The organism is Methylorubrum sp. Q1, assembly GCF_004683995.1.
Taxonomy (GTDB): domain Bacteria; phylum Pseudomonadota; class Alphaproteobacteria; order Rhizobiales; family Beijerinckiaceae; genus Methylobacterium.
This window is the reverse complement of the sequence record NZ_SRHQ01000010.1, coordinates 100,354-120,493: the sequence shown is the minus strand read 5'-3', so window position 1 is coordinate 120,493 and position 20,140 is coordinate 100,354. Positions and strand designations below refer to the sequence as shown.

At 70.1% G+C, this 20,140-nt stretch carries 16 protein-coding genes; 10 read left to right on the top strand and 6 right to left on the bottom strand.

Features of this window, described 5'->3' with window-relative positions:
* The first annotated feature begins 232 nt into the window (after nucleotides 1–232).
* From E4V01_RS11755 to E4V01_RS11725, 7 genes are all read left to right on the top strand, one after another.
* Nucleotides 233–3,160, top strand: a complete 2,928-nt coding sequence (locus tag E4V01_RS11755; protein ID WP_135298501.1) for a monovalent cation/H+ antiporter subunit A — start codon at nucleotides 233–235, stop codon at nucleotides 3,158–3,160.
* Entirely contained in the window at nucleotides 3,160–3,528 is a 369-nt protein-coding gene (locus tag E4V01_RS11750; protein WP_015952758.1) for a Na+/H+ antiporter subunit C, read from the top strand. The genes E4V01_RS11755 and E4V01_RS11750 overlap by 1 nt, the downstream gene beginning before the upstream one ends.
* Nucleotides 3,525–5,180 carry a monovalent cation/H+ antiporter subunit D gene (locus tag E4V01_RS11745; RefSeq protein WP_135298451.1) on the top strand — a complete coding sequence of 552 codons (1,656 nt, stop codon included), beginning with the start codon at nucleotides 3,525–3,527 and terminating at the stop codon, nucleotides 5,178–5,180. The genes E4V01_RS11750 and E4V01_RS11745 overlap by 4 nt, the downstream gene beginning before the upstream one ends.
* The gene (locus E4V01_RS11740) at nucleotides 5,177–5,665 is read left to right on the top strand and encodes a Na+/H+ antiporter subunit E (RefSeq protein ID WP_135298450.1); all 489 of its coding nucleotides are present in this window, start codon (nucleotides 5,177–5,179) and stop codon (nucleotides 5,663–5,665) included. Before E4V01_RS11745 ends, E4V01_RS11740 begins: the two co-directional genes overlap by 4 nt.
* On the top strand, nucleotides 5,662–5,946 hold the full coding sequence (locus E4V01_RS11735; RefSeq protein ID WP_012255673.1) for a K+/H+ antiporter subunit F: 285 nt from the start codon (nucleotides 5,662–5,664) through the stop codon (nucleotides 5,944–5,946). Before E4V01_RS11740 ends, E4V01_RS11735 begins: the two co-directional genes overlap by 4 nt.
* A complete protein-coding gene (mnhG, locus tag E4V01_RS11730; RefSeq protein ID WP_135298449.1) occupies nucleotides 5,943–6,284 on the top strand; it encodes a monovalent cation/H(+) antiporter subunit G in 342 nt (113 codons plus the stop codon). The genes E4V01_RS11735 and mnhG overlap by 4 nt, the downstream gene beginning before the upstream one ends.
* A gap of 122 nt (nucleotides 6,285–6,406) precedes the next feature.
* On the top strand, nucleotides 6,407–8,446 hold the full coding sequence (locus E4V01_RS11725; RefSeq protein ID WP_135298448.1) for a YgiQ family radical SAM protein: 2,040 nt from the start codon (nucleotides 6,407–6,409) through the stop codon (nucleotides 8,444–8,446).
* A gap of 188 nt (nucleotides 8,447–8,634) precedes the next feature.
* On the opposite strand, the gene E4V01_RS11720 is transcribed toward E4V01_RS11725, so the two are convergent.
* Nucleotides 8,635–9,522 carry a glycosyltransferase family 2 protein gene (locus tag E4V01_RS11720; protein ID WP_135298447.1) on the bottom strand — a complete coding sequence of 296 codons (888 nt, stop codon included), beginning with the start codon at nucleotides 9,520–9,522 and terminating at the stop codon, nucleotides 8,635–8,637.
* A complete protein-coding gene (locus E4V01_RS11715; protein WP_135298446.1) occupies nucleotides 9,519–11,852 on the bottom strand; it encodes a right-handed parallel beta-helix repeat-containing protein in 2,334 nt (777 codons plus the stop codon). The genes E4V01_RS11720 and E4V01_RS11715 overlap by 4 nt, the downstream gene beginning before the upstream one ends.
* Nucleotides 11,853–12,103: 251 nt before the next feature.
* On the opposite strand from E4V01_RS11715, the gene E4V01_RS11710 reads away from it, so the two are divergent.
* Entirely contained in the window at nucleotides 12,104–13,423 is a 1,320-nt protein-coding gene (locus E4V01_RS11710) for a lipopolysaccharide biosynthesis protein (RefSeq protein WP_135298445.1), read from the top strand.
* A 127-nt stretch (nucleotides 13,424–13,550) separates the two neighbouring features.
* Here the strand turns inward: E4V01_RS11710 and E4V01_RS11705 are convergent, their stop codons facing one another.
* The 3 genes from E4V01_RS11705 to E4V01_RS11695 are packed head-to-tail and all read right to left on the bottom strand — an operon-like array spanning nucleotide 13,551 to nucleotide 17,717.
* Nucleotides 13,551–15,383: a long-chain-acyl-CoA synthetase gene (locus E4V01_RS11705; protein WP_135298444.1), complete on the bottom strand. Its 1,833-nt coding sequence runs from the start codon at nucleotides 15,381–15,383 to the stop codon at nucleotides 13,551–13,553.
* An 11-nt stretch (nucleotides 15,384–15,394) separates the two neighbouring features.
* Nucleotides 15,395–16,390: a homoserine O-succinyltransferase gene (locus E4V01_RS11700; RefSeq protein WP_135298443.1), complete on the bottom strand. Its 996-nt coding sequence runs from the start codon at nucleotides 16,388–16,390 to the stop codon at nucleotides 15,395–15,397.
* Between the two features lie 34 nt (nucleotides 16,391–16,424).
* Complete coding sequence (locus E4V01_RS11695) at nucleotides 16,425–17,717, bottom strand: O-acetylhomoserine aminocarboxypropyltransferase/cysteine synthase family protein (protein ID WP_060772421.1); 1,293 nt, start codon at nucleotides 17,715–17,717, stop codon at nucleotides 16,425–16,427.
* 493 nt (nucleotides 17,718–18,210) lie between these two features.
* Between E4V01_RS11695 and E4V01_RS11690 the strand changes: the two genes are divergently transcribed.
* Nucleotides 18,211–18,645, top strand: a complete 435-nt coding sequence (locus E4V01_RS11690) for a cupin domain-containing protein (protein WP_060771860.1) — start codon at nucleotides 18,211–18,213, stop codon at nucleotides 18,643–18,645.
* A gap of 174 nt (nucleotides 18,646–18,819) precedes the next feature.
* Nucleotides 18,820–19,701 (top strand): branched-chain amino acid aminotransferase, encoded by an 882-nt coding sequence (locus tag E4V01_RS11685; RefSeq protein WP_135298442.1) that lies wholly within the window; start codon nucleotides 18,820–18,822, stop codon nucleotides 19,699–19,701.
* Between the two features lie 44 nt (nucleotides 19,702–19,745).
* Here E4V01_RS11685 and E4V01_RS11680 read toward each other — a convergent pair whose 3' ends face one another.
* Complete coding sequence (locus E4V01_RS11680; RefSeq protein WP_083530942.1) at nucleotides 19,746–20,069, bottom strand: hypothetical protein; 324 nt, start codon at nucleotides 20,067–20,069, stop codon at nucleotides 19,746–19,748.
* Nucleotides 20,070–20,140: the final 71 nt, after the last annotated feature.

The following is a 20,140-nucleotide window of genomic DNA, read 5'->3' as shown; positions in this document are numbered from 1 at the left end:
CCTCCATCCGACCGGCTTCCGGTGCGCTTGGGGGGCCAGGTGCGGATTCTCACGCCGCGCAACCATCGGGCCGATTTCGCCTTTTCCTCGCCGATCCCTTGCGGTCGAACCGTCGGGCATGCCTTAAGTGCATCCGCGAAGGCCGCGCCCGCCAGGGCGAGCGGCTTGGCTCTCACGCGCCGTCCCTTTTCGTCCTTCAGGCCGCTTCCGAGCCTGCATCTCGCACGGGTTGATGTCGTCCAACGCCCTTCTCGCCGCCGCAGCGATCCTGCCCTTCGCGGGCTCCGTGCTCACAGCTGCCTTGCCGAGCCGCGCGCGCACGGCTGCGGCGGTCTCCGCCGGGCTGGTGATGCTGGCCAGCCTCGGCTGTCTCCTCGCGCTGACCCCGCAACTCGGCGGGGGCGGTACCGTCGTCCATGCCGTCGAGTGGCTGCCGAGCCTCGGCGTCAACCTCGTCCTGCGGCTCGACGGGCTCGCGTGGCTCTTCGCGGTGCTGGTGCTCGCCATCGGCGCGCTGGTGGTGCTCTACGCCCGCTACTACATGGCCGCCGCCGACCCGGTGCCGCGGCTCTTCTCCTATTTTCTCGCCTTCGTCGGCGCGATGCTCGGCATCGTGCTTTCCGGCAACCTGATCCAGCTCGTCCTGTTCTGGGAACTGACGAGCATCGTCTCGTTCCTGCTGATCGGCTACTGGTACGACAACGCGGCGGCGCGGGACGGGGCGCGGATGTCGCTGACCATCACCGCCGCCGGCGGCCTGTGCCTCTTGGTCGGAACGGTGCTGATCGGGCGCATCGTCGGCAGCTACGATCTGGCCACCGTGCTGGCCTCGGGCGACACGATCCGCAACAGCCCGCTCTACCTGCCGGCCCTGGTGCTGGTGCTCATGGGCGCGCTCACCAAGTCGGCGCAGTTCCCGTTCCACATCTGGCTCCCGCGGGCGATGTCGGCGCCGACGCCGATCAGCGCCTACCTGCACTCCGCCACCATGGTGAAAGCCGGGATCTTCCTGATGATCCGCCTGTGGCCGGTGCTCGCGGGCACCGACGCGTGGTACTGGATCGTCGGCAGCGCCGGCATGGCGACCCTGCTGGTCGGCTCTTGGAGCGCGATCTTCCAGCACGACCTGAAGGGCCTGCTCGCCTACTCGACCATCAGCCATCTCGGGCTGATCACGCTGCTGCTCGGCCTCAACTCGCCGCTCGCCGTGGTCGCCGCGATCTTCCACACGGTGAACCACGCGACCTTCAAGGCCTCGCTGTTCATGGCGGTCGGCATCATCGACCACGAGACCGGCACGCGCGACATGCGCCGCCTCTCCGGCCTGTGGCGGGCCATGCCGTATACGGCCACGCTGGCGATGGTCGCCGCCGCGGCGATGGCCGGCGTGCCGCTGCTCAACGGGTTCCTCTCGAAGGAGATGTTCCTCTCCGAGGCGGTCGACAACATGGGCGACCACCCGATCCACCTCGCCCTGCCGGTGCTGGCGACGCTGGCCAGCGCCTTCACCATGCTCTACTCGCTACGCTTCATCCGCCAGACCTTCTTCGGCCCACCCCCGCACGACCTGCCGGAGACGCCGCACGAGCCGGTGCGGTGGATGCGCATTCCGATCGAGATGCTGGTGCTCACCTGCATCGCCATCGGCCTCGTCCCGAACCTCACCATCGGCCCGGCCCTGGAGCGCGCCGTCGGTGCGGTATTCGGCGACAACGCCCCGACCTACAGCCTCGCGATCTGGCACGGCTTCAACGCGGCGCTGGCGCTCAGCATGGTCGCGCTCGTCGGCGGCGTCGTGCTGTATGTGCTGTTCGGCAAGCGCATCAATACCAACCCCCGCGGCGGTCCCTGGCTGATGGACCGGCTCGACGGCGGCTGGCTGTTCGAGCGGTCGATGACCGGCCTGACGAAGGGCGCCCGCCTGCTGGAACGGGCCTTCGGCGCCGAGCGGCTCCAGCCGCAATTGCGCATCCTGTTCCTCGCCGCCCTGCTCGCCGCACTGGCGACCGGCATCGCCCGCAGCCTCGACCTCTTCGCGCCGGGCCGGCTGACACCCTTCGATCCCGCCTTCGCGCTGATGTGGCTCGTCGGCGGCGCCTGCGCGATCGGTGCGGCGGAGCGGGCGAAGTATCATCGCCTCTCGGCCACGATCTTCGTCGGCGGGGCAGGGCTCGTCAGCAGCCTGACCTTCCTCTGGCTCTCGGCGCCGGATCTTGCGGTGACGCAGATCCTCGTCGAGATCGTCACCACCGTCATGCTGCTGCTGGGCCTGCGCTGGCTGCCCAAGCGCGACCAGGCGATTCCCGCGCCCGCCGCCGAGAAGGCGCGGGCCCGCCGCCGCCGCCTCGTCGATCTCTGCATCGCGGGCTTTGCCGGGCTCGGGCTCGCCGGCCTCGCCTACGCCGTGATGACCCGCCCGGCCGGCGACGGCATCGCGCGCTGGTTCATCGAGGAGGCCTATCCGCAGGCGGGCGGGCGCAACGTCGTCAACGTGCTGCTGGTCGATTTCCGCGCCTTCGACACGCTGGGCGAGATCTCGGTGCTCGGCGTCGTCGGCCTCACGGTGTTCGCGCTGCTGCGCCGCTTCCGCCCGGCGCCGGACAGCCTGGAACGGCCCAAGCAGCAGCACCACCACGACGCCTACGACCGCGCCCGAGAGGGCCGCAAACCCGGCGACACCACCGCCGACGCCCTGCTGGTGCCGCGGGTGGTGATGACGTGGCTGTTCCCGTTCATCGTGCTGCTGTCGCTGCACCTGTTCCTGCGCGGCCACGACCTGCCCGGCGGCGGCTTCGCGGCGGGCATCGCGCTCACCATCGCCTTCATCCTGCAATACATGGCCTGCGGCGCGCAGTGGGTGGAGGAGCGCCTGCGCATCCAGCCGATCTCGTGGATCGGCCTCGGCCTGCTCATCGCGGTGGGCGCCGGCGCGGCCTCGTGGGCGTTCGGGCGGCCCTTCCTCACCGCCTACTTCGCCTATTGGGAGTTGCCGCTGCTCGGCAAGGTCCCGGCGGCGAGCGCCCTGGTGTTCGATCTCGGGATCATGGTGCTGGTGGTGGGTGCGAGCGCGCTGATGCTGGTGGCGCTCGCCCACCAATCCCTGCGCCGCACCCGCAGTGCGGAGGCGGAGGCCGAACAGGCCGGCGAGGAGACGGCGTAATGGAGATCGTGCTGTCGGCCGGAATCGGCATCTTCGCCGCCTCCGGCGTGTGGCTGATGCTGCGCCCGCGCACCTTCCAGGTGGCGCTCGGGCTCTCGCTGCTGAGCTACGCCGTCAACCTCTTCATCTTCGCCATGGGCCGCCTCACCGTCGGCGCGCCGCCGGTGCTCGGGGCCGGGCCCGAGACCGTCTCGGTCGATGATCCGGTACCGCAGGCCCTGGTGCTCACCGCTCTGGTGATCAGCTTCGCGCTCACCGCCCTCTTCCTCGTGGTGCTGCTCGCGGCCCGCGGCATCACCGGCAGCGATCACGTCGACGGCCGGGAGCCGCATCACGCCGAACCCACGCCGGAGAACCCGCATCCATGAACGCGCCCCTCCTGAGCGGCCCCGGCGCGGTCCTGTGGTCCGATCATCTCGTCGTCCTGCCGATCGTGCTGCCGATCGCCGCGGCCGGTGTCATGTTCCTGATGGACGAGCGGCGCCACCGCCTGAAATCGGCGATCAGTCTCGCCACGGTGCTGGTGCTGCTGGGTATCGCCCTCGCCCTCGTCGGCCGGGCGGCCGAGGCGCCGGAGGTCTACCGACTCGGCAACTGGGCGGCGCCCTACGGCATCGTGCTGGTGGCCGACCGGCTCTCGGCGGTGATGTTGACGCTGGCCGGCGTGCTGGGGCTTGCCGCCCTCGTCTTCTCCTTCGCCCGATGGGGCCGGGCGGGCCCACGCTTCCACGGCCTGTTCCTGCTGCTCTTGATGGGGGTGAACGGCGCCTTCCTCACCGGTGACGTGTTCAACCTGTTCGTGTTCTTCGAGGTGATGCTGGCCGCCTCCTACGGCCTCGTCCTGCACGGCTCGGGCGAGACCCGCATCCGGGCGGGTCTCGGCTACATCGCCGTCAACCTCGTCGCCTCGCTGTTCTTCCTCATCGGCGTCAGCCTGATCTACGGCACGATGGGCACGCTCAATATGGCCGACCTCGCCCGGCGGCTCGCGAGCCCTCCGGCCGAGGCCGCCCTGTTCGAGGTCGGCTGCGCCGTGCTCGGCATCGCCTTCCTCATCAAGTGCAGCGCCTGGCCCCTCGGCTTCTGGCTGCCGACCACCTATTCCGCCGCCACCGCCCCGGCGTCGGCGATCCTGGCGATCCTCAGCAAGGTCGGCGTCTACGTCGTGATCCGCCTCAGCCTGCTCCTGTTCGAGGACGGCAGCTCGGCAGGGTTCGGCCAGAGCTGGATCCTCGTCACCGGCCTCGCGACCATCGCCTTCGGCACCTTCGGCATCCTGGCCGCGCGCCACCTGACGCGGGCGGCGGGCTACGCGGTGATGATCTCGTCGGGCACGGTGCTCGCAGCGCTCGGCACCGGCAGCGCGGCGGCGCTCTCCGGCGCACTCTACTACCTCGTCGGCTCGACCTGCGCGGCCGGCGCCCTGTTCCTGCTGGCCGAGATCCTGCAGCGGGGCCGCGACCCGGCGGACGCCGCCCAGCCCGTCTTCGCCGACGAGTACCGCGATCCCTTCGACGATGCCGACGCCGTCGAGGTCGGCCGGGCGATCCCTGCCGCGGTGGCGATCCTCGGCAGCGGCTTCCTGCTCTGCACGCTGATGCTCGCCGGCATCCCGCCGCTCGCGGGCTTCGTCGGCAAGCTGGCGATGTTCTCGGGGCTCGCCTCGAACACCATGACCGCCTCGGCCTGGTGGCTGATCGCCGCGCTCACGCTGTCCAGCCTCGGCACCCTGATTCCCCTGGTGCGGCTCGGCATCTTCAGCCTGTGGGTGCCCCACGACGACCCGCCGCCGGTGATGCGGACGCCGGAACTGGCGAGCCTCAGCGTCCTGCTCGCGGCCTGCATCGCGCTCGCGCTCTGGGGCGGCCCGGCGCTCGCCTACAGCGAGGCCACCGTGCGCTGGCTGTCGCAGCCGCAGGACTACGTCCGCGCCGTCCTCGATTCGGGCAAAGGGGAAGCGGGCGGGAGTGGCGCAGGCAACGGCGACGCCGGCAAGGGTGCAGCGGGGTCACGCTCATGAACGCGCTCCTGCCTCACCCCTTCCTCTCCGCCGGCCTCATCCTGATGTGGCTGCTGCTGAACGCGCCGCCGACACCGGGCAACGTCGTGCTTGCGGTCCTCGTCGGGCTGGTCGTGCCGGCGGTGATGCGGGCGCTGCGCCCGAGGCCGGTGCGGGTCCGCCGCCCCGGTCTCGCCGTGCGGCTGCTGTTCAACGTCCTCTACGATATGCTGCGCTCCAACATCGACGTGGCCAGGATCATCCTCGGCCTGCATCGGGCTGAGCGGCGGACGGGCTTCGTCTCGATCCCCCTCGACATGACGACGCCGTTCGGCCTGTCGGTGCTGTCGATCATCCTGACCGCGACGCCCGGCACCCTCTGGGTCCAGTACGATTCCCATACCGGGCGCCTGCTGATGCACCTCCTCGACGACACCGACAGCGAGGGCTGGGTCCGCCGCGTCAAGGACCGCTACGAGCGCCCCCTGATGGAGATCTTCGCGTGAGCGCCGCCACCATCCTCGATTGGGGCCTCGGCCTCGCCCAAGGCATGCTGGTGCTGGCGATGGCGCTGGCCGCGTGGCGGATGCTGCGCGGCCCCCGCGCCCAGGACCGCATCCTCGGCCTCGACACGCTCTACCTCAACGGCATGCTGGCGATCGTCGTCCACGGCATGCGCACCGGCAGCGGACTCTATTTCGAGGGCGCGCTGATCCTGGGCATGATCGGCTTCACCGCCACCGTGGCGCTCGCCAAGTTCCTGATGCAGGGCGAGGTGATCCAGTGACCGGCGCCGATCTGCCCGTCTGGGCGGCCTGGATCGTCGTGGCGCTGGCGCTGACCGGCGCCGGGTTCTCGCTGACGGGCGCGCTCGGGCTCATCCGCCTGAAAACCTTCTACGAGCGCGTTCACGCCCCGACGCTCGGGGCCACGCTCGGCGCCTTCCTGATCCTGGCCGGCTCGATGCTGCTGCTGTCGCTGATCGCGGGTCACATCATCCTGCGCGACGTGCTGATCGGCCTGTTCATCACCATCACCACGCCGGTGACGATGCTGCTGCTCGCCCGCGCCGCCGCCCACCGCGACCGCACCGAGAAGAACCCGAAGGCCCCGCCCGAGCCGTGATGCTTTCGGCCTGAGGGCCAGCGCCGGGCCCAGGCATCGCGCAGGGTCGGGATCAAGGGGCGACGGATGGCCCGCTTGCCCTTCGTTGAGCTCGCGGCCTGGGCGGCCTATGGATGGACCCCATGGAACTCCGAGCTTCAACCGAGCGATCCTTGGCGCCCTTGGCCTGCAAACCGCCCCCCGGAAAGGCTGCGCCGTTCCTGCCGATGAGCCGCGCCGAGATGACGGCGCTCGGCTGGGACGCCTGCGACATCGTGCTGGTGACGGGTGACGCCTATGTGGATCATCCGAGCTTCGGCATGGCGATCATCGGCCGGCTGCTCGAAGCGCAGGGGTTCCGGGTCGGCATCATCGCGCAGCCCGACTGGCAGTCGGCCGAGCCGTTCAAGGCGCTCGGCAAGCCGCGTCTGTTCTTCGGCGTCACCGGCGGCAACCTCGATTCGATGGTGAACCGCTACACGGCGGACCGTCGCCTGCGCCATGACGACGCCTACACGGCGGGCGGGGAAGGCGGAAGGCGGCCGGACCGCTGCACCATCGTCTACACGCAGCGCTGCCGCGAGGCCTACAAGGACGTGCCGATCGTGCTCGGCGGCATCGAGGCCTCGCTGCGGCGCATCGCCCACTACGATTACTGGTCCGACAAGGTGCGCCGCTCGATCCTGGCCGACGCCAAAGCGGACCTGCTCCTTTACGGCAATGCCGAGCGCGCCGTGGTCGAGGTGGCCAACCGCATGGCAGCCGGCGAGGCGCCGCACGAACTCGAATCCGTTCGGGGCGTCGCCCTGTTCCGCCGCGTGCCGGGGCATTACACCGAGCTGCCCGCCGACGATCTCGACTCGACGGACGAGGCCGCCGCCCGCCGGCCCGGCGACACCGTGATCCGGCTCCCCGCCTACGACGAGGTCAAGGACGACAAGGAGGCCTATGCCCGCGCCTCGCGGGTGCTGCACCGGGAGGCCAATCCCGGCAACGCGCGACCGCTCGTCCAGCGCCACGGCGACCGCGACCTGTGGCTGAACCCGCCGCCGATCCCGTTGACCAGCGACGAGATGGATGCGGTCTACGACCTGCCCTACGCGCGGGCGCCCCACCCGTCCTACGGCGACGCGAAGATCCCCGCCTGGGACATGATCAAGTTCTCGGTGACGATCATGCGCGGCTGCTTCGGCGGCTGCACCTTCTGCTCCATCACCGAGCACGAGGGCCGCGTCATCCAGAACCGCTCGGAGGGCTCGATCCTGCGCGAGATCGAGCGGATCCGCGACAAGACGCCGGGCTTCACCGGCGTGATCTCGGATGTCGGCGGGCCGACCGCGAACATGTACCGGATGGCCTGCAAGGACCCGAAGATCGAGGCGGCGTGCCGGCTGCCATCCTGCGTCTTCCCGGACATCTGCCCCAACCTGAACACCTCGCACGACGACCTGATCCGGCTCTATCGCAAGGTCCGCGAGGTGAAGGGCGTCAAGAAGGTGATGGTCGCCTCCGGCGTGCGCTACGACCTCGCGGTCCGAAGCCCCGAATACGTCGAGGAGCTCGTGACCCACCATGTCGGCGGGCGCCTCAAGATCGCGCCCGAGCACACGGAGCGCGGCCCCCTCGACCTGATGATGAAGCCGGGAATCGGCACCTACGACCGCTTCAAGGAGATGTTCGACGCCGCCGCCAAGAAGGCCGGCAAGAAATACTACCTGATCCCGTATTTCATCGCGGCGCATCCGGGCACGACCGACGAGGACATGCTGAACCTCGCGCTCTGGCTCAAGAAGAACGACTACCGCGCCGATCAGGTGCAGACGTTCCTGCCCTCGCCCATGGCGACCGCCACGACCATGTACCATACCGAGATCAACCCGCTGCAGGGCGTGCGGCGCGGCGGCAGCGAGCCGGTCGATGCGATCAAGGGCCTGCGGCAGCGGCGGCTGCACAAGGCGTTCCTGCGCTACCACGACCCCGAGAACTGGCCCCTGCTTCGCGAGGCGCTGCGCGAGATGGGCCGTGCGGATCTCATCGGGCCGAGACCGGACCAGCTCGTGCCGTTCTCGCAGCCGCCGGGAACAGGTTCGGGCGCGAGCAAGGGGCGAGGCCAGCCGCGACCCATACGCCCCGCAGGCGGCGGGCAGCACTTCACCACGAAGGGCGTGCCGCTGAGGAAATGACGGTCCCACGCCTCCGCGACCGGTTCGCTGATCGGGAACCGTTGATTCCCCTTATCCCCGCACGCGGGAAGAGGGCCACGTCTCGCCTTCCTCGAAGGAGGGGGCGAGGCGGCCGCCGAAGGTGAGAGGACTCGGGTCGGAAGAGTCTCGTCCCGAGCCGCCCCCAAATCCGCCACCGGCCAATCTCGTCACCCCCGCAGCCGCGCCACCGCCATCTTCCGCACCCGGCTCGCGTAGAACGAGAGAAACCCGCGCTGGGCGTGGTCGCCGGGGGTGCGCAGGACGAGGCCGGGATCGACCAGCATCCGCCGGCCCGTGGCGGCGGCGATGCGGCGGTTGAGGGTGAGGTGCTCGCAGCGCGCGTAATCGTCGTCGAGATAGGAGCCGAGGCGATAATCCGCGCCGCGGTAGAGCGTCAGCCCGTTGAACGCCGAGAGGCAGGTGGTCTCGCGCTCCCGGGTCAGAGCACTTTGCGCCGGGTAGATCGTGTCGGAGAAGAAGCGGTAATAGCCGAGCGCGCCGCGGCGGTGGCGGGCGATGTCGTCGAGAAGGTACTCGTAGCTCACCGCCTCGTCCTCGTAGGCGAGCAGATCGTAATAGTGCGGCTGCGACGCCGCCGAGACGGCGAACAGGCCCGGCCGCTCCAGCTTGGCCAGCGCCGCGAGAACCGCCCCCGCTTCGGGCGGGCGCGCCATGACGTTGTCGATGTCGGCGACACAGACATAGGCGGGCGCCGGTCCCTGACCGTCCAGCACGCGCTTGAGGTGTTCGCGGCCCCGGGCCATCCGCGCCAGCCGGCCGCGGATATCGGCCATGAAGGCGGTGGGGACATGGCTGAGTTCGCCCCGCGCCTGCGCCGCCCAGAGCAACGCCCCGGTGCCGTCGCGGGAATCGTTCTCGCCGACGAGAGCGCGGCAATCGAGCCCCGCCTCCCTCAAGGAGGAGAGGAAGCGCAGGAAGGCGGGGAGGGTGGCCGCACAATTGCGTGCCAGCGCCAGCACCACGATGTCGGGGCGCTCCGCATTGACCGGGTGTTGCAGAGGGTCTTGCACGGGGCCTTGCACCGGGTCGCTCATCGCGCGGCTTCTTTCGGAGTTTTGAGGAGGGCGGGGGATTCTGCGGTACGCCCGGCCGTCCGGCAGGCGCAGGGGGCTTGAGCCGCGATCTCGCGCTGCGGATCGAGGGAAAGCGTCCGGTTGAGCGACCAGAGCGTGCCGGCGCAGTTCTTGGCGTCCCACCACGGGTTGGGCCGGCCGGTGCGGGCGCGCCAGTCGACGCTGTTTCCGCTCACCGTCACGGTGTGGCAGGGCTCGGCGTACTGGTTCCAGACCGAGATGCCGACATTGGTGAAGAGCTGCGGCCGGGCGATCACGACATTGCCGGCGATCGTCATGTGGTTGCCGCTCGCCACCGCGATCCCGTACTGGCCCGGATCGATCAGCAGGTTGTCGCGGGCTTCCAGGTAGGCACCGCCGCCATCGCCGAGCATGATCCCGCCGCCGGACTGGCTCGGACCGCCGCCGACGAGGCGGTTGCGGCCGACCAGGATCGGCCGCCCCGGCTCGCCGCGCGACTGGAACAGGCTGATCGCATCCTCCGGCACGCCGCGGCCGGGCTCGTTCTCGCCGATGTTGCAGGAGATGCCGTTGCCGGGCCCTGTCACCTTGTCGAACTGCACGAACTGACCGGCCGGAATCGGACCCCGGACGTTGCGCACGCTGTTGCAGCGAACCTCGACCCCGGTGGAGGAGAGCGCGCGGATGCCCGAGAGGGTGTTGTCGATCCGGTTCTCCTCGATGGTGACCCCGTCGCTCCCCTCGACATAGATGCCGACATCCCCGGTGTCGCGGATCGTGAGATTGCGGATCGTCACGTTGCGCGAACGCTCGATCCGCACCCCCTCGCCGCCGCACGGCCCGAGGTCGAGGTTTTCGATGGTACGGTCGGAGACGTCGCGTAGCACGAGGCAGGGGCCGGACGGGTCGCTGACCGTGCGGCGGCTCTCTTCGGCACGGGCGGGCGCCGCAGGCCAGGGCGCGAGGAGCACGAGACCGGCGAGCGCGCCCAGGGACATTCGCGCCCGTCCGGGCCGGAACGGCGTATCGGACGGGAGGGCGGCGGCCTGCGCCCGGAAGATCATCGCGGCGCCGATGCCGATGCCGATCAGCGTCCAGAACGGAATCGCCAGCATCGGCCCCTCCAGGGCGACGTCGAAGCTCGCATCGATGACGATCGAGGCGACGTAGCAGGCGATGAACAGGAAGAAGCCCTCCCATTTCCGCTCGCCCATCCGTCGCGCCCGCCAGAAGGCGGCGATCATGGCCGCCATCCAGACGGCGCAGGTGAGAAGCCACAGGGCGAGGCCGGGCACGCCGCTGCGGGCGAGGTAGGTCATGTGGATGCTGTGCGGGCTGCGCAGGGTCGGCCCGCCATTCTCCAGCCCGACCACGTAGCCGTCGGCCTCGGCCAGGTTCGGCCCGAAGCCCTTGCCGGTCCAGAAATAGGGTCCGTGCACGGTGTAGCCGACGATGGTGTTCCACCAGCGCAGCCGCCACTGCTTGGTGTCGTCGAGGTTGCCGCCGCTGCTCGGGGCGACGATACTGACGATGTTGTTCACCACCGCCGCCGCGCTGACCGGCCGGTCGCTGTTGGGCAGATCCACCTCGACATCGAGGGCGGCGGCAGCGCCCAGAAGGCCGGCGCCGAGGATCAGCGTCGCGGCCATCCGCTTCCATTGCCCGACCGCCAGAAGGGCGAGGCCGACCGGCACCGCGATCGCCAGCATGGAGCCGCGGTTCTGCGCGGCGGCGAGCAACGCGCCGAGGCCGACGAAGGCGATCCAGCCCGGCCCGACCCGGACGAGGCCGACCAGCGCCAGAACGCAGGCACCGGTCAGATGGGCCGAGAGTTCGCCCGCCCGCGCCGCGAAGAACGGCACGTCGCCGAGGATGAAGGCGATGATCGCCAGAGGGATCACGATGCGGGCGAGCCAGCGGAACATCCGCAGCAGGCTCCCGAGCCGGCGCGGATCGTCGAGCAGAAGGGCGATCAGGACGAAGGCGTAGCCGCCGTAGAGCGCGACCGCGCCGTCGCGCAGGGCATCGACCCGGTACTCGCGCAGGCCGGTGAGCGTCCGCAGCAGCACCCAGCCCATCAGCGCGGCGAGGCAGAGGGCCGGGGCGGTGGCGAGCCCGGCCGCGAGGTTGATGCCCGATCCCGCCCGCAGCGCGGCGAGAAGCCCCAGCAGGAACAGCAATTCGCCGGCATAGAGCGGCGGCAGGCCGAGATAGGCGAAGCTCTTGCCGAAGATCATGTACCCGGCAAACGCGATGCCGAGCGCCGCCAGGAACAGCTCCGCGAGGCGGCTTTCCCGCGACAGGGCATGGATGGTCGTCGTCGCTGCCATCAACACCCGCCCATCGACAATCGCCACCGGTTCGATCGGGGCGAAGTCTCGCGGGCGGCGCACGTCCTGACAATCGAGGCCGGCGGCGCATCGGGAGCGCGCCGGCCCGTACTTCCGACGTACCCCGAACGATCGAGGAATTGGCGCCGCCTCTCCCGATGTCCGCGTGGTGCGTGCGCCCGCCTCGTCTAGGGTCGCCAAGGCTTCCTTCCGGCCGCCTTTTCATCTCCTCGCCCTCACCCGGACACAGCATGCCCGCCCCCCCGCGCGACCTCCGTGCCCTGGCCGGCGCCCGCCGCGCGGTACTCGGGCGAAGGGGTCTTGCGCGAGGGGCGGCCGGACCGGCGCTCTCGGTGGCCGATCAGGCGCTGGTGAGCGCCTGCAACTTCGCCACCACCATCGTGCTGGCGCACGCGCTCGGCCTGGAGGCTTTCGGCCTGTTCTCGACCGCCTGGATCGCGGTGCTGCTCACCGTCAGCCTGCAGCTCGGCCTCGTCGTCTGCCCGATGATCAGCATCGGGCCGGGCCTGGGCGAGGAGGCGCGGCCGGCCTATTACGCCATCGTCCTCGTCCACGAAGCCGCCTTCCTGACGCTCGCCGGCGGGGCCGTCGCGATCGGGCTCGCTCTGGCTTTCGGCGACGGGGCGCTGGGGCTCGCGGCGGGCGCGGCCTGCGCCGCCCACCTCGCCCAGGACTTCTGCCGCCGCTACCTGTTCGCCCGCGGACGGCCGCCGGTCGTTCTGGGGATCGATGCGCTCAACCAGGGGATCAAGCTCGCGGGCCTGATCCTGCTCGGCCGGGCAGGGATGCTCTCGCCGACCCGCGCCCTGGAGGTCGTCGCGGCCTCGGCCGCCCTGTCCTGCCTCTGCGCGATCCCGTTCCGGGGTCCGCTGGCGTGGCGGGCGGGCGAGTTCGGCGCGGCGAGCCGGCGGCAATGGCATTCCGGCCGCTGGCTGGTGCTCACGGGGCTGATGCAATGGCTGAGCGGCTATGGCGGCCTGCTCGTCGCCGGAGCCCTGCTCGGCGTGACGCTGATCGGCGTGCTGCGCGCGGCGCAGAGCATCCTCGGTGTTCTCAATCTGATCCGCGACGCCCTCGAGAACATCGTTCCGCCGATCGCGGGCCGGGCGCTGGCGCAAAGCGGCCTCCACGGTCTGCGGCCGGTCATCGGCGTCACCGCCGCCATCGGCTTTGCCGGAGGCCTGAGCTTCACGGCGCTGCTGGCGCTCACCGGCAAAAGCCTGCTTGCGGCGGCGTTCGGGCCGGACATGGCGGCCTACGCCTGGGTGGTGGCGTGGTACTCGCTGCTGTTTCCGGTCTCGCTCGTGTCCTTCGCGCAGATCTGCGCGTTTCGCGCGCTGGAGCGGACCGGTGCGGTCTTCGCCGCGACGGCCGCGGCGGCGGCCGTCAACCTCGCCCTGGTCTACCCGGCGGTGCGCGGGTTCGGCGTCGAGGGCCTGCTCGGCGTGGCCATCACGAGCGAAGTGCTGGTCTGCCTCGTCCTCGCTGGGCTGCTACGCCGCGTCCTGCGGGCCCCGTCGGGCACGCTCGGCAGCCTTCAGCCGGCCTGAAATGCGCGATCCCAGAGGGATCATCCCTTTGGCGGGGCGCCGGGGCTTCCCTTCACCGGAGCTCTGCCCTGGACCCGCGAAAGGACTTGTCCGTTCGAAACCCGGATTGAGAGGGCGCAGCAGCGAGTCACAGCCGCAGCCTGCTCCCGGCGATCTCCGCGTAGAGGGCCGCATTGATCCGACGGTAGGCGCCATCGCGGTCGATGTAGAGCGGGTCGTCGGTCCGGGCGGGGTCGAAGCCGTCCTCGGCCAACGCGGCCTTCTTCTGCTTGAAGGTCTCGGTGTGACCGAGTTCGTCGCTCAGGCGCAGGAACAGCGGCCGGGCATAGGCCGGAAGCCGGGTCTGCATCTCGGCGTGCAGATGCGCGAGGTCGAAATCCGGCCCGACCGCGAGCGCTGCCATGCCTGCCCGGCCTTCCGCCCCCGGCACGGATACGCCGTAGACGTTGGCCTCACGCACGCCCGCGACCCGGTGGAGCGCCTCGGCGACCTCGGTGGTGGCCACGTTCTCGCCCTTCCAGCGAAAGGTGTCGCCGATCCGGTCGACGAAGGTGAAGAAGCCCTGTGCGTCCCGGCGCATCAGGTCGCCGGTGCGCATCCAGGCATCATTGGGTTCGATCACGTCGCGCAGCACCTTGGACGCACTCTCCGCGGCGCTGGTATAGCCCTCGAACGTGTATTCCGCCCGCTCCGAGAGCCGGCCGAGCAATTCGCCGGCCTCGCCGAATTCGGCCGGGATGCAGCGCCCCCGCGCATCGCGGGCGGGCAGGCCCGTGGCGACGTCGTGGCGGACGATCAGGGCCGGCGAGCGCCGGGCCATGAAGGCGGGCACGCGCCCCACCGCGCCGACCCGGCCCTCGACGTTGTAGAGCGAGAGCGTGCCCTCGGTCGCGGCGTAGAATTCGAGGATGCGGGGGATCGCGAAGCGCGCCTGGAACGCCTCCCAGACATCCGCGCGCATCCCGTTGCCGGTGCAGAGCCGCAGGCGGTGCCGACCCTCGGCGGGGTCGGGGGCGGCGAGCGTGAGGTAGCGGCAGAGCTCGCCGATATACTGGAACAGGGTCGCCCCGCTCTCGGCCACGTCGGCCCAGAACCGGCTGGCGGAAAATTTCTCGCGGATCACCACCGAGCCCCCGCCGAGCAGCACCGAGCCCGGCGCCACCACGCCGCCGACGCTGTGGTAGAGCGGCAGGCAATCGTACATGCGGTCGTCAGGCGTCGGGTCGATCAGCCCGGCGAACCAATGGGTCCACATCATCACCCGGTGGTGGCTCACCCGCGCGGCCTTCGGCAGGCCGGTCGTGCCGGAGGTGTAGATCAGCAGCGCGGGATCGCGCAGCGTGACGGAGGGCGCCTCGTCGGGCCCGAGCGCAGCCTCGTCGAAATCCGCCGAGGCGGCGGCGAGCGAATTGCTTGCGTCCGGCCCTTGCCACACAATCTCCGGCGGCTCGGCGAGATGGGGCAGGGCCCCGTGCAGCACGTCGGCGAGGTCGGCGGCAGCGATCACGAGGCGGGGGGCGGCGACCGCAAGGCAATGGGCGAGGCCGGCGCCGCGCAGGTGGGTGTTGAGCAGCGCCACGCAGACGCCGACGCGGGTCAGCCCGAGCCAGACCGCGAGATAATCCGGGCAGTTCCGCATCAAGAGGGCGACGGTGTCGCCCTTGGCGAGCCCGCGCGCCAGCGCCCAGCGGGCGTAGCGGTTGCGGCGGGCGGCGAGTTCCCGATGGCTCAGGGTCTCGTCCCGGCCGATCAGGGCCGGCGCATGGGGACGTTCGGCGGTGACGGCGTCCAGCACGAGGGGGAAGATGCGCTCCGGACTCGCGTCGATCCGCGCCGTGCGGGCCAGGGCCCCGAGCCAGCCGGCCGTGGAGGAGGGCCGGGGCGGCGGAGCCGCGCTGTCCGGCTCCGGGCGTCCCTCGAGCGGATCGGGGGAGGGCGCTGCGGCGAAAGTCTGGTCCATCGCGGGCGCTCTCACGCGGCGAGCGCAACGCGGTCCGAGACCAGCGCGAGCCAGTTGCGGAACAGACCGGCGGCGGCCTCCTGCCAATCGGCCGGACGGGGCGGGGTCTCGGCCATGGTCGGAAAGTCGGCATGCAGGGCCGGCGAGCGATAGGCCCGTGCCACCGCGGCAAAGGCGTCGAAACGCAGGACGGCCTCGTCGGCGTAGTAATTCTCGGGCAGCGCCGGAGCTTGGTCCCGCTCGCCATCGAGGAAGCGGCCGATGTCCCGGCGGTACTCGCGGGCGAGCGTATCGCCGTCATATTCCGGATGGCCCTGAAGGAAGACCATCGGGGCACCGCGCTCGCGGACGAACAGATCGACCCCGACCTGTTCGGAGCGCCGCAGGACGCGGTAGCCGCGGGCCGTCAGCGCCGGTTCGGGAAGGTCGTTCCAGCGCGAATGCGGCACCGGCACGCTCGGCGGCAATCCCGCGAGCAACGGATGGTGGGCGACCGCCGTGCAGGCATAGACGCCGGAATGCTTGGTCGGCAGAGGCCGGCGCTCGATGCCATCGAGGTGCAGCACGGCCGCGTGCGCGGCCAGACACGAGAACAGGGTCGGGACGCCGCTCGCATCCGCCCACTCCACCACCGCCGCGAGCGCCGGGAAGAAGGGCTCGTCGGCCAGACGCTTGGCCTTCGGCTCGGCGCCGGTGACGACGAGGGCATCGAGCCCGGCTCCGGCCAACGCCTCTTGCGCCTCGTAGAAGCGCTCGAGATGGGCGCGGGCGAGGGGACCGCGCGGGACCGTATCGAGGCTGAACAGACGCAGCTCGACCCCTGGGCCGATCAGGCGCCGGAACTGCCGCTCCGTCTGCACCAGGGCGCTGTCGGGCATGTTGTTGAGGAGGCCGACGCGAAGCCTCGGCTGCGCCGGCTCGGGCCACGCGACGCCGCCGCGCGCGCCGAGATCCAGCTCCGCCGCGGACAGGCTCACGGATCGGATCGGGGTGCCGTGGTCCAGCATGGCGGGTCTCCTCCGAAAAGCGTTGGGGAAGGGTTCAGGCCGCGAGTGCGGCGGGGGCCACGGCGGCGAGCGCCTGGTCGAGGTCTTCGAGGATGTCGTCGATATGCTCGATGCCGACGCTGAGCCGGATCGTCTCCGGCAGCACGCCCGCGACCCGCTGCTCGTCGGGGGTCATCTGCCGGTGCGTGGTCGAGGCCGGATGGCAGGCGAGCGATTTGGCGTCGCCGATGTTGACGAGACGCTTCACCAGCTTCAGCGCGTCGTAGAACGTCTTGCCGCCCTCGAATCCGCCCGCAACGCCGAAGGTCAGGAGCGAGGAGCCCTCGCCCTTCAGATATTTGCGCGCCATCGGATGGTTCGGGCTGTCCTCGAACCCGGCATAGTTCACCCAGGCGATCTGGGGGTGCGCCCGCAGGTGCTCGGCGACCTTTCGCGCATTCGCGACATGGCGCTCGACCCGCAGCGCCACCGTCTCGATGCCCTGCAGCAGCAGGAAGGCCGACATCGCCGGCAGCACGGCGCCGGTGGTGCGCTGGTAGACGCTGCGCGCCCGTGCGGCGAAGGCGCCGGGACCGAAATGGTCGGCGTAGACGAGGCCGTGATAGGAAACGTCCGGCCGCGTGAACATCGGGAAGCGGTCAGCCTGCGCCTTCCAGTCGAAGCGCCCGGAATCGACGATGATGCCGCCGAGCGTGGTGCCGTGGCCGCCCATGAACTTGGTGAGCGAGGCGATGACGATGTCGGCCCCGTAATCGATCGGCCGCATCAGGATCGGGGTCGGCACGGTGTTGTCGACCACGAGCGGCACGCCGTGGGCGTGGGCCACGGCCGCCAGCGCCGCGATATCGCAGATGTTGCCGGCCGGGTTGCCGATCGACTCGCAGTAGACGGCGCGGGTCTCGCCATCGATCAGCGCCGCGATATCCTCGGCCCGATCGCTCGCGGCGAAGCGGCAGGTGATGCCCTGGCGCGGCAGGACGTGGGCGAGCAGCGTGTGCGTCGTGCCGTAGAGCTGGGGCACCGCGACGATGTTGCCGCCGTGATCCGCCAGCGTGGCGATGGCGTAGTGCAGCGCCGCCTGCCCCGAGGCGACGGCGAGCGCCGAATGGCCGCCCTCCAGTTCCGCCACGCGCCGCTCCAGCACCGCCACGGTGGGGTTGGCGATCCGGCTGTAGCGGAACCCCTCTTCCTCCAGGTTGAACAGGGCGGCGCCGTGGTCGGCGCTGTCGAAGGCATAGGCAACGCTCTGATAGATCGGCACAGCGACCGCGTGCGTGGCCGGATCGTGGTCGAAGCCGGCATGAAGGGCGATCGTTTCGCTGCGCATGTCGTGAAGCCGTCCCGAAACCGCGGAGTTGTGGCCTTGAGCGCAAGGCCTGGACCAGACTTTGCCGTACCGGAACGGGATGATCGCTTGCGAGACTTTGTGGACGCGGACCTTCGACAAGTCTTGATTGACGACATCGATGACGGGGAAATCGCCCCGCACATGTCCGTGCCGGCCGCACGGCTCCGTCGTTCCCGGCACATCTCTGTCGCGTGGCCCCTGTCTCGAAACGGGGCAGGCGTGCCAGATCGACCCTAGTCTTTGTACAACGCCAGATAGGCTGAAACTCGACAGTCTTCGCCGGACCTCACGTTAGTCATAACCCCACAATCGACTTGTCTTACGATCGGAGCCGTGATTTCCGATAAGCTCGGTGCTTCCGGAATGGTCCCGAACGCCCGCTCCCTTTGTCATCAACGCGTTCTCGTGCGCCGAGCCGGCGCCCCGCTTCGGCGGAGAGCGCTTCAGCGAGGATGCCGTGTCGACCACAGCGATGATTCCGTCCGTCACCTCGGGTGAGCTGCGCGCCGCGCCGATCGAGCCGAGCTGGATCCGTGAGGGACAGCCGGTGGCCCGCAACACCATGCTCTCGCGCAGCGCCGACGGCATGGCCTGGACCATGGTCTGGGACTGCACCGCCGGCCGGTTCGAGTGGCACTACGACATCGACGAGACGATCCACTTCATCGACGGCTCGGCCACGATCAGCGACGGCCTCTCCCCGGCCAAGACCTTCCGGGCCGGCGACGTGCTGTTCATCCCCCGCGGCGCGGTCTGCCATTGGCATGTCGAGAGCTACGTGCGGAAGGTCGCCTTCTGCCGGAAGACGCAGCCGAAGGTCGTGGCACTCGCCCTACGCGCCGCCGGCAAGGCCAGGCGGATGCTGAGCCGTCGCTCCGGCTCCGGCGGACAGCTCGAAGCCGCCTGATCGTATCGAGCGCCGGGGGACGCCTCCGCGACCCCGGCTTTCGTTTCGCTCTGTATTCGGAAGGACGGAGCGTCCTCCCGAACCCGCTCCACGGGGCGCTCTTCGCGCCCGGCTGGCGGTGCAATCGCTGTTCGAGCGATGGCCTGTTCAGCACATCCCGGAGGCTCGGCCGCGATGACGACTCCCGATCACGACACCTCGCCCCCCGACACTTGGACCTTCTTCGAGGGCGCGTGGCACCCCGGCAACGTCCGGATCATGGGACCGCGCACCCACGGCGCGTGGCTCGGCTCGACGGTGTTCGACGGTGCCCGCGCCTTCGAGGGCGTCACGCCCGACCTCGACCTGCACCTCGCCCGGGTCAACCGCTCGGCCACGGCCCTCGGGCTCACGCCGAAGGTCGCGGTCGAGGAATGGGCCTGCCTCGTCGCCGCGGGGCTGACGCGCTTTTCGGCCGACGCCGAACTCTACATCCGGCCGATGTACTGGGCCGAGAGCGGCTTCGCCGGCGGTGTGCGCTTCGATCCCGCCTCGACCAACTGGTGCCTGTCGCTCTACACGGCGCCGATGCCGCTGCCGTCAGGCGTCAAGGCGACGCTCTCGCCCTTCCGCCGCCCGTCGATCGAGGTCGCCCCCGTCGATGCCAAGGCAGGCTGCCTCTACCCCAATGGGGCGCGGGCGCTGACCGAGGCGCTGTCGCGCGGCTTCGGCAATTGCCTGATGCTCGACGGGCTCGGCAACGTCGCCGAATTCGCCAACGCCAATGCGTTCTTCGTCCGGGACGGGGTGGTCTACACGCCGGTCCCGAACGGGACGTTCCTTGCCGGCATCACCCGCGCCCGCGTTCTCACACTGCTGCGCGGGGCCGGCGTCACGGTGGTGGAGAAGACGCTGCGCTACGAAGACTTCTTGAGCGCCGACGAGGTCTTCACCGCCGGCAACTTCGCCAAGGTCGCCCCGGTCACCAGGCTCGATGATGTGCGTTTCGAGCCAGGGCCGGTGTTTCGCCTCGCACGCCAGCTTTACTGGGATTTCGCGCACGGGCGGTTGTCGTAGCGGTACAAAGTTCAAGCCTTGCAGCCGCCACAGGCTAATCCCGGTCAGCAGCTCAGACGTCTGCGCTCACGGCGACCGAAGGTCTGGTAGTGCACGGCTCCGGATTCCATCTGGCCCCGCCTGACCGCGCGGAGCACATCGGGATTGCAGCGCAGATACTCGCGCTCATCGAAGCCGTAATCACGCCGGCCATAGCCACGGTCTCCATAGCCACGGCCGCGCTCCTCGTACTCGCCACCGCGGCCACCATAGCCTCGGCCGCGTTCTTCGTAGCCATAGTCACGGCTGCCATAGGGCTGGGCCGAGACTGAGGCGATGGAACCCATCAAGCCCAGGCCCACGGCCGCCACTGCATAGATCGCCTTCATGTCGGGTCGTCTCCTCATCAGCCGCTAGGAACGCGACGAAACGAATTTTAGTTCGCGGCCGGGGCCGAACG